The sequence below is a fragment of the Actinoplanes sp. NBRC 101535 genome (assembly GCF_030269225.1).
GTDB classification, from domain to species: Bacteria; Actinomycetota; Actinomycetes; order Mycobacteriales; family Micromonosporaceae; genus Actinoplanes; species Actinoplanes rectilineatus.
Window position 1 is genome coordinate 1 of the sequence record NZ_BSSY01000004.1, and the last position, 14,097, is coordinate 14,097.

The window sequence follows — 14,097 nt, forward strand, 5'->3', positions numbered from 1 at the left end:
TCCGGCGTCGATGCCGACAGCCGCCGTGGTGACCGGTCCCGGCGCGATGGTGTCCTCGCAGAGCAAGGACACGAACCAGCGCCCGGCACTGTCCCAGGACACCGTCACCGTGGACGGCGACTGTCCCCCGGGCAGCGGCCGGGACCACACGATGTCCAGCGGCGCGGCCATCTTCGCCAGGGTCAGCTTGCCGTCGGTGAATCGGAACGCGGACGGGGTGAACTCGGCCGACGCCCGGGACTTGCGCTTGGACTTGAAGCGCGGGTACCTGGCCCGCTTCTCCCAGAACGCGGAGAACGCGCCCTGGAGGTGCCGCAGGCACTGCTGGAGCGCAACCGAGGAGACTTCGTTGAGGAAGGCCAGTTCTTCGGACTTCTTCCACGCGGTCAGCATCGCCGACGTGGCGTTGTAGTTGACCCGCTCCTGCCGGAGATACCAGCCCTCGGTGCGGGCCTGCAACGCCAGGTTGTAGACCTTGCGCACGCAGCCGAACGTCCGGTTCAGCAGGTCAGCCTGCTCCGGAGTCGGGTAGAAGCGGAACTTGAAAGCCCGCTTCACCGTGCGCTTGGACATACCTCACATGTTAGCACGCTTGTTTGTAACCGATCTTGCGGGCAGGCTGCCGGTAGACGCCGAGTTCGCCTTGACGGCGAATCGGCTACCCCTGACCTGCTCCGCAGGAGTCCGTTTCCTCTCCGGCCTGAAGGCCGGAGTATCCACGGAGACATCTGATGACCACCGGGGCCGGGCCGCTGCGGGACGGGACCGGCCGGGGTCGGGCCGCTGCGGGACGGGCCGGGGTCAGGCCGCTTCGAGACGGGACCGGCTGCCGTCCTCGAGGCGCTGGAACGTGCCGTTGAAGAACAGCAGCGGCTGCTTCCCCGGGGTGCTCGCCAGGTCGACCACCCGGCCGATCGTCAGGTAGTGGTCGCCGGCCTCCACGTCACGCTCCAGGTCGCATTCGATGCTGGCCAGCACGCCGTCCAGGATCGGGCTGCCGGTGACGCCGGGCTGCCAGGCCACGCCGCGCCACTTGTCGGTGCCGGAGCGGGCGAACTGCCGGCACAGGTCCTCCTGGCCGGCTTCCAGGATGTTCACGCAGAACCGCCCGGCCTTGCGGATCAGCGGGTACGACGTCGAGGTCCGCGCCGGGGAGAAGGCGATCAGCGGCGGCTCCAGCGACAGGCTGAAGAACGACTGGCATGTCATGCCGACCGGGGTGCCGTCGAGGACGGCGGTGATGACGGTGACGCCGGACGCGAAGCCGCCGAGTACGCGACGGAACTCCGAGATGTCAGCCATGGGGCACTTCCTTCACAGGGTGGCGGGGACATCGGTTACCGCGGAGCTGTCCGGAATGGTCGCCAGTGCACATCCAGGGATGAGACCGGAGTCCTGCGGGGTGATGCTACGGGTGGCTCAGTGGTGCCGGCTTGCCGTCGGCACCGTGGATCCACACCTCGATGCCCAGGTCGCGGGCCGCCCGGGTGGTCCACCCGGACGGTGTGAAGACCTGGGCGACGGTTTCGCTGACGCACAGCACGATCCGGGACTCCGGGAACCGTGTGGTGCGCAGCCAGGTCAGTTTGAACATGTCGGCCATCACCTTGTTGCGGTGCGGGGACCGGAAGGCACCCTGGTTGCCGACCATCTGGACGAGCAGGCCGAAGTCCTCGTCGGCGCCCTCGATCTCCAGGCGGGTGCCGTCGCCCAGGTCGAGCGAGCGGGGGCGCAGCGTCACCCCGAAGGTGTCGGTGAGGGCCAGCAGCATCGCGCGTTCGATGCTGTCCGGCCCGAAGCGCCGCCATCCCCGCTCCGCCAGCTCGATCATGGCGACCACGGCAGGTCCGGGACGGTCTCGCCGTCGGCCAGCCGCCGGGCGATCCGCTCGTCGGCGCGCATCGCCTCGATCAGGGCCGGTACGCCGTCGAACCGCACCTGGAGGCGGATCAGGGTGAGGATCTCCACCTGGGCGATCTGTCCGTACATGTCCTCGTCGCGGTCGAGCACGTACGCCTCGACGGTCCGCGCGCCCGGTCCGAAGGTCGGGTTGGTGCCGACCGACACCAGGGCCGGGGCGGTCCAGTCGCCGAGGGTGAAGTTGCCGAACCAGACGCCGTCCGCCGGAACCGCCGCCGGGTCGGTGACGTCCACGTTCGCGGTGGGGAACCCCATCGGGCGTCCCCGTCCGGCACCCCGGATGATCTCGCCACTGATCGTCATATCGCCTCCACCGTCACAGGTCGGGGTATCAGGGCCACGGCGAGGGCGGCCGCCGCGGCCAGGAACAGTCCGCCGAGCACGGCACAGGCCGCCTCGGCGCCGGCCACGTCGGCGACCGCAAACACCATGATCGGCCCGACAGCGGCTCCGATGTCACCCGCGGTCCGAGTGAGGCCGATCACGCCGCCCGCCGCGTCCGCCGGGTAGGCGTCCCCGGTGACCACTCCCGGAAGCACCCCGATCACGCTGGTGGCCAGCGAGTAGCCGACGATCGCCGCGGTGAAACCGGCCGGCACGTGCAGCAGCGGCAGGGCCGCCAGGGCGAGCGCCCCGAGAATCCCGGCCGGGATCAGCAGGGTGTTGCGGGCGCCCCGGTCCACCCAGCGTCCGATCAGCGGCATCGCGGCCAGGCTCGCCACCGTGCCGGCCGCGGTGGCGACGCCGAGGGTGAACGGGGTCAGGCCGCCGCTGTCGTAGGCGAGCACCGGCACCAGGCTCTGCTCCCCCGCGAACCGGACCAGGAACGTCGCGAACGACAGGGCGCAGAGCGCGACGAGCAGTCCGGGCCGGCCGTACCGGCGCGGCCCGGGCACAGCCGCGGGACGAGCCACCGGCGCCGACCAGTACAACGCGGCCGGGCGAACCGCGTCGACGAGCAGGCAGACCAGCGCGGGCACGGCCGCGACCGGGAACGTCCAGGCCGGGCCGACCAGCCCGACGACCGAGCCGCCGAGCAGCGCCCCGGCCGCGCCGGCGCTCATCTGCACCACCGTCGCGGTGGCCATCGCCGAACCGCGCCGGCCGGCCGGCGCCCCGGCGACCAGCAGCGCGAACCCGATGGTCACCGCCGCGCCGCCGAACACCCCGGCCACCAGCCGGAGCCCGATCAGCGCGGCGGGCGACGAGACCAGTCCGGTCAGTGCGGTCACCGCGGCCAGGCCGAGCATCATCGACCACAGGTACGCCCGGGGCGGGAACCGTCGCAGCGCCAGCCCGGCCGGCACGTTGGCGATCACCCGCCCGACGGCGAACGCGGTGACGATCGGGCCGAGCAGTCCGATCGCGATCCCGTAGTCGTCCAGCAGGACCGGCAGGACCGGGACGGTGACGCCCCAGGTCATCTGGGCGGTGCCGACGAACGCGCAGATCAGGACGGTCTGGCCGGTGAACTTCATCAGATCGCGAGGTTCTCGCGCAGGGTGGTGCCGGGGTAGCGCGGGGCGAGGGCCCCGCGGCGGCGCAGCTCGGGGGCGAGCAGTTCGGCGACGTCGGCGAGTCCGGACGGCATGGCGAGCGGGCTGGACAGCATGTAGCCGCCGCGCTGCCCGGTCTGCGCGAAGTTCTCCTCCAGGTGGTCGGCCACCGTGGCCGGGTCGCCGATCACGGTGTGGTCCAGGCCGGTGGCGCTGGTCCAGCCGTGCTCGAAGAACTCGGTACGGCTCATCTCGTAGTCTTCGCCGTGCTCGGCGAGCAGGGTGCCGATCAGCCCGGACGGGGACGCCTGCGCCTGTTCGGCCTGCTTGCGCAGTTCGCCGAGGGGGAACGAGGCGGGCAGCCGGGAGAAGTCGACGCCGGAGTTGTGCGACAGGAACGCGCCGACCGCCTCCTCGCTCCAGAAGCCGAGCACCTCGTCGCGGCGGGCCCGCGCCTCGTCGGCGGTGCGGCCGACGATGACCTGGGTGGCCCAGAGGATGCCCACCGCGGCGGGATCGCGTCCCTCGGCGGTGAGGGCCGTGTCAAGAAGGCTGCGGTGCCGCTGCTGGGAGGCGACGCTGCCGCCGAACCCGAAGACCAGGTCGGCGAAACGGGCCGAGGCGGCGATCCCGCGCGGCGAGTTGCCCGCCTGCACCAGCATCGGGGCGACCTGCGGGCTGGGCACGCACGGCAGCGGTCCGCGTACGCTGAAATGCTTGCCGTGATGATCGATGCGGCCCACCTTGGCCGGGTCCGCGAAGCGCCCGGTCGCGCGGTCGCGCACGATCGCGTCCGGCGCCACCGAGTGCCACAGCGCCTGACAGACGTCGATGAACTCCTCCATCCGCTCGTAGCGCTGGTCGTGGGCCATCAGCTTGTCGAAGCCGTAGTTGGCGGCGTCGGCGCCCCGGGTGGAGGCGACCACGTTGAAGGCGATCCGGCCGCCGGTCACGTGGTCGAGGGAGTTGAGCAGCCGGGCCGTGTAGAACGGGTGCATGAACGTCGACGAGTAGGTCAGGCCGAACCCGATGTGGTCGGTGACCGTGGACATGGCCGCGATGATCGGGCTCATGTCGTGGCGGGGCCACTGCACGCCCCACTCGACGGCGGCGTCGATCGAGCCGCGCCAGGTGTCCGGAATGCCGGTGCCGTCGCCGAAGAACAGCATGCCGATGCCGGCGCGTTCGGCGGTCTGGGCGAGTTCCATGTACATCCGGGGGTCGGGGAAGTCCCGGCCGACCCAGGAGCCGCGGCGGGCCCAGCGTCCCTCGGTGTGCGTGAAGGACAGGTCGAAGGCGAGGTGCATGCCGGTCATGCGGCGGCCTCCTTCCAGAGTCGGGTGAGTTCGGCGGCGTCGGTGAGCACGCCGACGTTGAGTTCGAGCTGGTGGAGCGCGGCCTGGTGCAGGTCGGTGTCGTAGGCGGCGGTGGCGTCGCGCGGGACGAGCACCGGCCAGTCCAGCTGGCAGGCGTCGGTGGCGGTGGCGGCGACACAGCACTCGGTGGTGAGGCCGCAGACCGCCAGCCAGCCGATCCTCGCCTCGGTCAGGAGTTCCCGCAGGCCGGTTCCGAGGAATCCGCTGTATCCGCGTTTGACCACCCGGATCTCGCCGGGCAGCGGGGTGACGCCGAACCAGTCGGCGCCGGGGGTGCCGAGCACGCACGGCTCGTCCGGTCCGAACGGCGCGTCCGGGTCGCCGGAGCGCAGCCAGGCGCTGGCCCGCCAGGGGCGGTCGGGGTCGCTGCCGAGTTCGACCCAGACCACCGCGACGCCGGCGGCACGGGCCGCGGTGACGAGCCCGGCGATCGTGTCGACCGCCGCGGCGACGGCCGGCAGGTCCGCGCCGTACCCCTGGATGTACTCCGGGTCGGCGAACGAGCGCTGGACGTCCACCACGACCAGCGCGGGCGCGCCGCTCAGGGCCGCGAGCTGGGCCTGCCTCATCCCAGCGCCCGCAGCTGCGGCAGGACGGTCTCGCCGAAGGGCGCCAGGTCGGCGTGGTAGTCCGGGAAGATCAGCATCAGGCCGTCGAGTTCGGCGGAGTCGACGATCTGCCGGATGTGCTCGAGGACCTTCTCCGGACCGCCGGTGACGTACGGGGTCTGGAACGCCTCGGCGCCGGTGACGCCGTCGGCCCAGGCACGGGCCACGTCGGCCGGGATGCCCCAGGACGTACGCATGCCGATCAGGGCCTGCTTGTCCAGCCCGGCCGAGTAGCGCTTGGCCTTCGCCTCGGCCGCCGCGTCGGTCTCGTCCAGGACGACGGTCAGCATCGAGTACGTCTTGCAGCTGCGCCCCAGGTCGGCGGACTTGTCGTGCACGTACCGGGAGAAGTCGCGCATCTGGTCCAGGTTGTCGGCGCTGAGGAAGGCGCCGTCGGCGTACCGGGCCTGGAAGTCACGGCCCCGCTCGGACCGGCCGGCACTGATGATCGTTGGTCGGACCGCCGGATGTGGTCGCGACTCGCAGTCCTGCAGCGTGAAGAAGTCGCTCTTGACGGTCACGCTGTCCTCGGTCCAGAGGCGGGTCACCGCCTCGGTCCACTCCTCGGTCATCCGGTACCGGTCGCTGTGCGACAGCTGCTCGTCCCAGAGGCCCATCTGACGGAACTCGTCGGCGTACGAGCCGTTCACGATGTTCATGCCGGCCCGGCCGCCGGAGACGTCCTGCAGGGTGGTGAACATCTTCGCGGCGATCGCCGGGTGGTGGATGTTGGCGTGCATGGTGGCCCAGATCTTGACCGTGGAGGTCGCCTCGGCCAGCGCGGACATCATGGTCATCGACTCGAGGGTCTTGCCCCAGTGGTCGGTGCTGCCGCCGAAGCCCTTCCACTTGGCCATCGACATGATGAAGTCGAGCCCGATCGCCTCGGCGTCCACCGCGACCTTACGGTTGTAGGCGTAGGTCGCCTCCGGGTGCGGCGCCGTTTCGGAGAGCATCCAGCCGCCGTTCCCGATCGGCAGGAAGACCCCATATTCTTTGTCGCTCATCGATACTCTTTCCAGTGCGGGAAAATCGTTTACGGGGCCGGCCAGACCAGCGTTCCGCCGGAATAGACGGATTCGACGAAGGCACCGTCGAATGCGGCGGTGGCGTCGGCGGGCGTGATCTTCGTTCCGGCGTACGTGTTGAGCAGGGTCACCAGAGCGGTCACGTTGCCGGTGTCGATCGTGCCCAGCGCGGTCCCGGCCTTCAGACTCTCCCGGATCACCCCGACCTCGGTCTGCCAGATCGTCAGGTTCTGTGCCTCGTCGTAGCCCGCGCCGGTCAGGTCGGCCGCGGCCTTCACACATTCGGCGCCGTTGGCCTCGCAGTACTCGAAGGCGTGCAGGCCGGCCCGCAGGAAGTCCTCGACCGCGGTCGGGTGCTCGGCGGCGAAGTCCGGGTTGACCGCCATCGCGCCGAGCGAGCCGGGCACCTCGTAGTCGTACGGGCGCCAGACCGTCGCCGGGGTACCGGCCGCCTTGAGCTGGTTGGGCTCGTTGGAGATGAACCCGGTCAGCGACTTGACCTGGCCGCGCGGCAGGATCGACGGGTCGTAGCCGACCACCACCTGCTTGATCGAGTCGTAGTTCGCGCCGGCCTGCACCAGCATGGCCTGCACGCCGACCGGCATGGCGCCCTTCTGGCCGAGGGTGGTGCCGTCGAGCTGCTTGAGGTCGGTGACGTCCGGCATCGTCATCAGAACCTCCAGACCCACATTGGAGTACGTGGAGATGCCCTCGACCTTGATGCCGTTGGCGTTCGCGGAGAGCACGTCCTGCTGGCTGACCGGGCTGAAGGTGACCTGGCCGCTGGCGAGCAGTTTGGTGTTCTGGCTGGTGTCGCCGGTGCCGGGCTGCATGGTGACGTCCAGGCAGAGGGCGTCGAAGTAACCCAGCTTGTCGGCGGCGACGTACTCCAGGATCGAGGCGGACGCCTGGTACTGGTAGCCGGACAGGTAGGTGATCTTGCCAGCCGCCTTGTTCTGCTCGCAGCGCTCGGCGGAGATCGCGGTGGCCGTGTCGGCTGACTTCTCCCCCTCGTCGGAGGAGCACGCGGCCGCTCCGGTGAGCAGGAGGGCAGCGACGGTTATACGGGCGAGGTTCCTCATGGGTGTGCTCCTCAGAATTCCTGCGAACAAAAGACGACCGTCTTTATCTACCGGGCGGTCTGGGTCTCGTGCCAGTGCAACAGGCGCCGTTCCAGAACGGTCACCGCCAGAAGCAGCAGCGAACCGAGCAGGGCCAGGATCGCAATCGAGGCGTACACCGCCGCGAGCTGGTTCATCGACGACGCCCGGCTGATCGCGGTGCCCAGGCCCTCGGACGAGCCGGCCGCGGACAGCTCGGCGACCACGGCGCCCACCACCGACAGCGGGAAGACGATCCGCAGCGCCGCGAACAGGTACGGCAGCGCGATCGGAACCCGCAGGTACCAGAGGGTCTCCAGGCGCGAGGCGTGGACCGTCCGGTAGACCTGCAGCACCGGCAGCGGCACCGCCCGCAGCCCCACCGAGGTGTTGATCAGGATGGGGAAGAAACAGATCAGCCCGGTGACGATCAGCTTCGGCGCGGCGCCGAACCCGAAGGCCACCACCAGCGCCGGCGCGATCGCCACCAGCGGGGTGACGTTGAGGACCACCGCGACCGGCATGATCGCCCGGCGGGCCAGGGTGAACTCGCTGACGATCACCGCCAGCACGAACGCGGTGAGGCCGCCGAGAACCAGCCCGCCGACCGCCTCCTGCAGGGTGACCAGGGCGTTCGTCAGGTAGTAGTCGGCGTCCTCGACCAGGGTCGCGCCGACGTCGCCGAGCGGCGGGAGCAGGTAGGGCATCCGGTCCGCACCCCACTGCCAGAGCAGTCCGAGCACGATCACCATCAGGACCAACGGCAACCACACCGCCGGGTGCAGGAACGACAACCGGCCCCGCAGCGTCATGACGCCGCCGTCGACTGGAAGGCGCCCCGGAGCCGGTCCCGGACCAGGTCCTCGTACGCGTGGAACTCCGCCGACGCGAGCAGCTCCGGCCCGCGCGGGCGGGGCAGGTCGATGTCGAGCACGTCGGTGATCCGGCCGGGCCGCGGCGCCATCACCACCACCTTGTCGGAGAGGCGGACCGCCTCGCTGACCGAGTGGGTCACGAACAGCACGGTGGCCTTCAGCTCGTCCCAGAGGTCGAGCAGCTGCTCCTGCAGCGCCTCGCGGGTGAACTCGTCGAGGGCGGAGAACGGCTCGTCCATCAGCAGCACGTCGGGGTGCAGCCCGAAGGCCCGCACGATCGCGGCCCGCTGCTGCATGCCGCCGGAGATCTGCGACGGGAGTTTGTGCATCACGTCCTGCAGACCGGCCTTGCGCAGCAGCTCCACCATGTCGGGACCGCCGTTGCCGGACCGTTCCCGGCGGCGACGGCCGGCGGCCCGGTTGACCTTGGCGGGCAGCGACACGTTCTTGAGGACCGACAGCCACGGCAGCAGCGCCGGGGTCTGCGGGACCAGGCCGAGCATCTTGGCGGCGGCGGCCTGCGCGGGGGTGTTCCCGCAGACCGACACCGCACCGGCGTCCGGATCCTCCAGCCCCGCGATCACCCGCAGCAACGTGGACTTGCCACAGCCGCTGGGGCCGATCACGCTGACGAAGGTGCCGGCGGCGACGGTGAGGTCGACGTCGTCGAGAGCGACGAGCGAGCCCCGGGCGCCCACCGGGTAGACGCGCCGGACCCGGTCCACCCGGATCGCCTCGGCGCTCATGATATTTGCTCGCGGAATACGTCGAACAAAACGGCCTCCAGACAGATGGAAATCGTCAATGGAGCCGGAGAGCGTGCGAGGCGAATACGAGGATATGCATCGCGAGACTCAAGCTGAGACGAAGTTAAGGATGCCATGAGTCCGCCGGAAGTAGCCGAGGTTTCCGCACCGTTAACTCAAAACCGTCCCCGTTGTGGCCGAAGCCGCTTAGCCTGTCGTGCCCATCCCACCGAAGACGGAGCAGCCGCACCCCCATGGCCCCTCGCCCCCTCGTCGTCCCTCTCACCCTTCTCCTGCTCGTTCTCCTCCCGGTCACCGCCGGATGCGGCACACCCGGCCGCCCGGCACCCGCCCCGTCGTCGTCGGCGAGCGCCACCGCGCCGGCCACGAGCCCCGTGGTGACAGAAGTGAACCGGCCCAACATAGTCTTCGTCCTGGCCGATGATCTGTCCCAGAACCTCGTGCCGTACCTGCCGAACGTCGCTGAGCTGGGCAGACAGGGCACCACGTTCACGAACTACACAGTCACCGACTCGCTGTGCTGTCCATCACGGGCGTCGATCCTCACCGGTCGTTATCCACACAACACCGGCATTGTGAAGAATCACGGGTCGGACGGCGGGTTTCTGCTCTTCCGCAGCCGCGGCGAGGAGAAGTCGACATTCGGCACGGATCTGCAGCACGCCGGATACCGGACCGGATTCTTCGGGAAGTACCTCAACGAGTACCAGCCGCGAATGCGGCACGTCCCGCCGGGCTGGGACACATGGGTGGCCGGCGGGGACGCGTACGCCGGATTCGACTACGACCTCGACGAGAACGGCACCGTCGTCCACTACGGCGACCGCGACCAGGACTATCTGACCGACGTGCTGTCCGCGAAGGCCCGGGCGTTCATCACCACGAGCGCGGCCACCGGTGAGCCGTTCGCGGCGGAGATCTCGGTCTACACGCCGCATCTGCCCTACGTTCCGGCACGGCGCGACGCGTCGTCCTTCGCGGGACTGACGGCGCCGCGCACGGAGGCGTACGGAAGAATCCCCCGCAACGCCCCCGCCTGGCTGGCACCGCACTCCCCGCTGACGGCGGCGCAGATCAAGCACATGGACAGCGGATTCCGTCAACGCGTGCAGACCGTGCAGGCCATCGACCGGATGATCGGCGACCTGCGGACCACCCTGGCCGCGGCGGGTGTCGAGCGGGAGACCGTGCTGATCTTCAGTTCGGACAACGGCTACCACATGGGTGAGTACCGCCTGAACCCCGGCAAGCAGACCGCTTTCGACACCGACGTCGTGGTGCCGCTGGTCGTCGCCGGTGCGGGCGTCGCCGCCGGGCAGGTCATCGACGCCCCCGTGGAGAACATCGACCTGCGCCCGACCTTCGCCGACCTGGCCGGCACACCGGCACCCTCCGAGGTGGACGGCCGCAGCCTCCGCGCGCTGCTCGCCGGACGCGACCCGGGGCCATGGCGGACGGCCGCCCTGATCGAACACAGCGATCCGGCCACCGACCCCGCCGACCCGGACCATCAGCGGCAGTCGGAGAACACGCCACCGTCCTACGTGGCGCTGCGCACCACGGCGATCACCTGGGTCGAGTACGTGGACGGCACCCGCGAGTACTACGACCGGCGCACCGACCCCCTGCAACTGGACAACCTCGCCGGGACGCTGCCGCCGGAGCGGGGCGCCGCGCTGAGTGCGGCGCTGGCGGCCCTGGCCCGGTGCGAAGGTGCGGTGCGATGTCACGCCGCGGGGGCCGCCGTCCTATAGACACGTTTCGTGGCCAGGACGCGAAGCCCGTCCGCGTGGTGACTACAGCCGCGCTGGGCACCCCGAATCACCACACCCGCCGTGGGGGCGTGGTGACTACGGCCGCACTCGGCACCCCCAATCACCACGCGGGTGCCGACCACGAGGCGTGTGTCTAGGCACGTTTCGTGGTCAGGGTGCGAAGCCCATCCGTGTGGTGATTTCGGGCGTGCTGGACGCCCCCATTCACCACACCCCTGGTGGTGTGGTGAATACGGGCGCGCTGGACGCCCGAAGTCACCACGCTGTTGTGGGTGTGGTGAATACGGGCGTGCTGAGCGCCCGAAATCACCACGCTGTTGTGGGTGTGGTGAATACGGGCGTGCTGAGCGCCCGAAATCACCACAGAGGCAGACCCTGACTGACTCATCAGGTGTCTAGTCGTTGCAGGTGGGGCCGTCCGAGATCTTGATGCTGACAACCCGGAACGGGTAGTCGGACTCGTCCCAGAACCACTTCTCGTGCGGCCCCACACAGGCGACCACACCGTCGTCGTTCTTCAGCCAGGCCACGTCGTCGTTGCGGGTGTTGTAGATCGCGTACGCGTGCCGGCCCTGCTCGTCGAGCTTCTGCCAGTGCGAGGTCACCTGGGAGTAGCTGGTGGTCGCCTGCCGGGCGGTCCAGTCCGCGGTGTGCAGATACAGACAGACCTTCGGGTACTCACACCCGAACGTGGTGTCCGCCGGGACGGGCGCCGCACCCAGCATCATCAGGCTGGACGCGGCCAGCACAGTGCTCAACATCATCGTTCCCCCGATCGATCGTTTCCGGTGCTGCCCGGGGGTACAGCCTTTTCCTCATCCTGTCACTGATCGGCGGGGCGCGCGGTGAACCCGGCGATCAGGCTGTCGATCAGGAAGTCGTAGCTGCGGTCCACGTCCTCCGGGTAGCCGAACCCGCCGGCCGCCTCCAGACCGGCGAACCCGTGCATCGCCGACCGCAGCGCGCGGGCCGCGTCGATGATCCGCTCCGGCGGCAGGCCCAGGCCGGCCAGCACGTCCAGCAGCACCTGCAGTGCCTCCTCGCTGACCGTGCGGATCTCCTCATCACCGGCGGCCTTCCCGTCGCCGGCGGCCTTCTCAGCGGCGGCAGCCTTCTCACCGGCGGCGGTCTTCGCGGCAGCGGCGGCCTTCCCAGCAGTCACGGTTTCCTCCGCAGCGGCGGCCTTCTCAGCGGCGGCGGCTTTCTCAGCAGCGGCAGCCGGCGGTCGGACCGTCGCGGCACAGCGGCCGGGATGCTCCAGCGCCCAGCGGCGGTAGGCGTGCGCGAGCGCGCGGACCGCCTCCGGACCGGCCTTGCCGACCGCGGCCCGGGCCAGCACCAGGCCGACGTCCCGGGCGGCCAGCAGGGCGATGCCGCGATGAAGTGCGTCCAGCGACACGACATGCTTGTAGAGCGAGGGCGTGCGCACCCCGAGACGCTCGGCGAGCAGGCCCATGGTCAGCCCGGACAGGCCCACCTCGTCGGCGAGATCGGCACCGGCCGTGACCACCGCGACCGGGTCGAGGCCGGCCCTAGGCACGGGCGGTTTCCAGGAACGACAGCATCAGGGCGACCACCTGCTCGGGGAACTGGGCGTGCGGATAGTGTCCCGCACCGGCGATCATCTCAAGGCGCCCACGGCCGGACGGCAGCGCGGCCACGATCGCCTCCCCCTCGGCCTGCGGCGACGCCCAGTCCGGATCCTGGTCGCCCTCAATGATCAGAACCGGCGATTGTACGCGCGGAAGCGCCGCACCCGCGTCGACCGGCGCGGCCTGGCCCATCTTCTGCAGGGCCTTCAGCCGCCCCGGCTCCCGCAGCATCGCCTCGATCTCGCCGAGCCGGCTGGCCCAGTCGGCGGGGCGCACGCCAGGGGTCGCCACCTCGAGGTATCTCCGCCACTGCGCGACGCTGCCGAACACGGTCGCGCCGAGCAGGCTGATCAGGCCCTTGCGGAACCGGGCCACACCCAGGTCGCCGAGGGCGTAGGACTGCTTGCGGGTGAACGGCGCCAACTCGACGACCGCGCTGACCAGTTCGGGGGCCTGCGCCGCCACGATGGTCGCCGCGCCGCCGGAGATCGAGTGTCCGACCAGTACGGCCGGGCCACCCAGGTGCCGGATGATCGCGATCAGGTCGCCGGCGATGGCGGTCCGCGACCAGTCCGGCCAGTCCACGCTGGACTCCCCGCAGCCGCGCAGGTCGACGGCGGCCACCCGGTAGCCCGCCTCGACGAGCAGCGGCACCACGAACCGGTACGCCTCGCGACTGTCCCCCATCCCGTGCGCGAGGACCACCAGCGGCCCGCTCGCGCCGGTCACCTCGTAGGCCAGGGTGCCGCCGTCGACGGTCAGGAACTCGGTCATGTCGTCCTCCAGTTGGCTAATTGCGTTAGCTTTAAGCTAATAGAATTAGCCACGCGCGTCAACCTCCGATCTTGATCAAATGTCGCGGTGAGCAGAATCGCGGAGATCATCGTGCTGGCCGTCGACGGCCACGACATCATGGAACCCCTGACCAGGCCGAACGACGGCAGCCGCCCATGGAACGCGGTATTCGGGCACATCCCCACCACCCACGGCTGGGTCGCCGAGTTCACCCAGCTCCGGCACTGGGCCGGCCTCCTCGAACACCTGGAGACCCTGCCGTGGCCACGCCCTGAGTCGCTGCAGGTGCTCATCCACGACGAGGAGGACGACCTGTTCGGCCTCTGGATGATCGTCGGCGGCAAGCTCACCGAGATCCCGCTCCCCGGCACCTCCCGCCACTCGTACACCTCCGCCCTCGGCAACGGTGAGGAGATCTCCATCCTCGAACGCCCCGGCGGTCAACAGCAGGAGATCTCCATCCTCGAACGCCCCGGCGGTCAACAGATGGACGCCTGACGTCGTCCTCGGCAGCCGAGCGTGGTCCAGCGTGGAACGAAGGAACCGTTCCGTTGAGTTGTTCCCTCCCACTTCGGCCGGCTCGCCCGCTTCCGCTGGACTCGCCCTCCCGCTTCCGCTGGGTCCTCAGCCTGCTGCTTTTGCTGAGCCCTCACCCTGCCGCCTCAGCTGAGCCCTCACCCTGCCACTTCCGCTGGGTCCTCACCCTGCCGCCTCAGCTGGGCCCTCACCCTGCCACTTCCGCTGAGCCCTTACCCTGCCGCCTCA

16 protein-coding genes are annotated in these 14,097 nt (G+C 70.0%); 2 read left to right on the forward strand and 14 right to left on the reverse strand.

The genetic code is table 11. The annotated features are described in order from the left end of the window. The 11 genes from QSK32_RS12120 to QSK32_RS12170 all read right to left on the reverse strand — a co-directional run. A partial coding sequence (locus QSK32_RS12120; RefSeq protein WP_285471909.1) for an RNA-guided endonuclease InsQ/TnpB family protein occupies positions 1 to 573 on the reverse strand: 573 nt, incomplete at its 3' end. A 228-nt stretch (positions 574 to 801) separates the two neighbouring features. Further along, positions 802 to 1,302, reverse strand: a complete 501-nt coding sequence (locus QSK32_RS12125) for a flavin reductase family protein (protein ID WP_285471910.1) — start codon at positions 1,300 to 1,302, stop codon at positions 802 to 804. 106 nt (positions 1,303 to 1,408) lie between these two features. Beyond that, positions 1,409 to 1,831: a hypothetical protein gene (locus tag QSK32_RS12130; RefSeq protein ID WP_045745335.1), complete on the reverse strand. Its 423-nt coding sequence runs from the start codon at positions 1,829 to 1,831 to the stop codon at positions 1,409 to 1,411. Then, entirely contained in the window at positions 1,828 to 2,223 is a 396-nt protein-coding gene (locus QSK32_RS12135) for a riboflavin kinase (RefSeq protein ID WP_052720887.1), read from the reverse strand. Before QSK32_RS12135 ends, QSK32_RS12130 begins: the two co-directional genes overlap by 4 nt. Then, entirely contained in the window at positions 2,220 to 3,398 is a 1,179-nt protein-coding gene (locus tag QSK32_RS12140; RefSeq protein WP_285471911.1) for an MFS transporter, read from the reverse strand. The genes QSK32_RS12135 and QSK32_RS12140 overlap by 4 nt, the downstream gene beginning before the upstream one ends. Continuing rightward, complete coding sequence (locus QSK32_RS12145) at positions 3,398 to 4,732, reverse strand: NtaA/DmoA family FMN-dependent monooxygenase (protein ID WP_045745302.1); 1,335 nt, start codon at positions 4,730 to 4,732, stop codon at positions 3,398 to 3,400. The genes QSK32_RS12140 and QSK32_RS12145 overlap by 1 nt, the downstream gene beginning before the upstream one ends. Continuing rightward, on the reverse strand, positions 4,729 to 5,361 hold the full coding sequence (locus QSK32_RS12150; protein ID WP_045745303.1) for a cysteine hydrolase family protein: 633 nt from the start codon (positions 5,359 to 5,361) through the stop codon (positions 4,729 to 4,731). The genes QSK32_RS12145 and QSK32_RS12150 overlap by 4 nt, the downstream gene beginning before the upstream one ends. After that, positions 5,358 to 6,407: an LLM class flavin-dependent oxidoreductase gene (locus QSK32_RS12155; protein ID WP_045745304.1), complete on the reverse strand. Its 1,050-nt coding sequence runs from the start codon at positions 6,405 to 6,407 to the stop codon at positions 5,358 to 5,360. The genes QSK32_RS12150 and QSK32_RS12155 overlap by 4 nt, the downstream gene beginning before the upstream one ends. A gap of 29 nt (positions 6,408 to 6,436) precedes the next feature. Beyond that, positions 6,437 to 7,510, reverse strand: a complete 1,074-nt coding sequence (locus QSK32_RS12160; RefSeq protein ID WP_045745305.1) for an ABC transporter substrate-binding protein — start codon at positions 7,508 to 7,510, stop codon at positions 6,437 to 6,439. Between the two features lie 47 nt (positions 7,511 to 7,557). Continuing rightward, positions 7,558 to 8,340: an ABC transporter permease gene (locus tag QSK32_RS12165; RefSeq protein WP_045745306.1), complete on the reverse strand. Its 783-nt coding sequence runs from the start codon at positions 8,338 to 8,340 to the stop codon at positions 7,558 to 7,560. Beyond that, complete coding sequence (locus QSK32_RS12170; protein ID WP_045745307.1) at positions 8,337 to 9,149, reverse strand: ABC transporter ATP-binding protein; 813 nt, start codon at positions 9,147 to 9,149, stop codon at positions 8,337 to 8,339. Before QSK32_RS12170 ends, QSK32_RS12165 begins: the two co-directional genes overlap by 4 nt. A 407-nt stretch (positions 9,150 to 9,556) precedes the next feature. Between QSK32_RS12170 and QSK32_RS12175 the strand changes: the two genes are divergently transcribed. Beyond that, positions 9,557 to 10,924, forward strand: coding sequence for a sulfatase family protein (locus tag QSK32_RS12175; RefSeq protein ID WP_285471912.1), 1,368 nt, complete (start codon positions 9,557 to 9,559; stop codon positions 10,922 to 10,924). Between the two features lie 416 nt (positions 10,925 to 11,340). Here the strand turns inward: QSK32_RS12175 and QSK32_RS12180 are convergent, their stop codons facing one another. The 3 genes from QSK32_RS12180 to QSK32_RS12190 all read right to left on the reverse strand — a co-directional run bounded on the left by QSK32_RS12180 (position 11,341) and on the right by QSK32_RS12190 (position 13,311). After that, entirely contained in the window at positions 11,341 to 11,706 is a 366-nt protein-coding gene (locus QSK32_RS12180; protein WP_285471913.1) for a hypothetical protein, read from the reverse strand. Positions 11,707 to 11,768: 62 nt separating this feature from the next. After that, positions 11,769 to 12,485 (reverse strand): TetR/AcrR family transcriptional regulator, encoded by a 717-nt coding sequence (locus QSK32_RS12185; RefSeq protein WP_285471914.1) that lies wholly within the window; start codon positions 12,483 to 12,485, stop codon positions 11,769 to 11,771. Continuing rightward, on the reverse strand, positions 12,478 to 13,311 hold the full coding sequence (locus QSK32_RS12190) for an alpha/beta fold hydrolase (RefSeq protein ID WP_045745310.1): 834 nt from the start codon (positions 13,309 to 13,311) through the stop codon (positions 12,478 to 12,480). The genes QSK32_RS12185 and QSK32_RS12190 overlap by 8 nt, the downstream gene beginning before the upstream one ends. An 87-nt stretch (positions 13,312 to 13,398) precedes the next feature. Here QSK32_RS12190 and QSK32_RS12195 point away from each other — a divergent pair, with 87 nt between their 5' ends. Beyond that, positions 13,399 to 13,830, forward strand: coding sequence for a hypothetical protein (locus QSK32_RS12195; protein WP_285471915.1), 432 nt, complete (start codon positions 13,399 to 13,401; stop codon positions 13,828 to 13,830). Positions 13,831 to 14,097 lie beyond the last annotated feature (267 nt).

Coding starts and splice junctions, on each gene's coding strand:
- QSK32_RS12125 (WP_285471910.1), bottom strand. CDS start 1,302: ATGGCTGACATCTCGGAGTTCCGTCGCGTACTCGGCGGCTTCGCGTCC.
- QSK32_RS12130 (WP_045745335.1), bottom strand. CDS start 1,831: ATGATCGAGCTGGCGGAGCGGGGATGGCGGCGCTTCGGGCCGGACAGC.
- QSK32_RS12135 (WP_052720887.1), bottom strand. CDS start 2,223: ATGACGATCAGTGGCGAGATCATCCGGGGTGCCGGACGGGGACGCCCG.
- QSK32_RS12140 (WP_285471911.1), bottom strand. CDS start 3,398: ATGAAGTTCACCGGCCAGACCGTCCTGATCTGCGCGTTCGTCGGCACC.
- QSK32_RS12145 (WP_045745302.1), bottom strand. CDS start 4,732: ATGACCGGCATGCACCTCGCCTTCGACCTGTCCTTCACGCACACCGAG.
- QSK32_RS12150 (WP_045745303.1), bottom strand. CDS start 5,361: ATGAGGCAGGCCCAGCTCGCGGCCCTGAGCGGCGCGCCCGCGCTGGTC.
- QSK32_RS12155 (WP_045745304.1), bottom strand. CDS start 6,407: ATGAGCGACAAAGAATATGGGGTCTTCCTGCCGATCGGGAACGGCGGC.
- QSK32_RS12160 (WP_045745305.1), bottom strand. CDS start 7,510: ATGAGGAACCTCGCCCGTATAACCGTCGCTGCCCTCCTGCTCACCGGA.
- QSK32_RS12165 (WP_045745306.1), bottom strand. CDS start 8,340: ATGACGCTGCGGGGCCGGTTGTCGTTCCTGCACCCGGCGGTGTGGTTG.
- QSK32_RS12170 (WP_045745307.1), bottom strand. CDS start 9,149: ATGAGCGCCGAGGCGATCCGGGTGGACCGGGTCCGGCGCGTCTACCCG.
- QSK32_RS12180 (WP_285471913.1), bottom strand. CDS start 11,706: ATGTTGAGCACTGTGCTGGCCGCGTCCAGCCTGATGATGCTGGGTGCG.
- QSK32_RS12190 (WP_045745310.1), bottom strand. CDS start 13,311: ATGACCGAGTTCCTGACCGTCGACGGCGGCACCCTGGCCTACGAGGTG.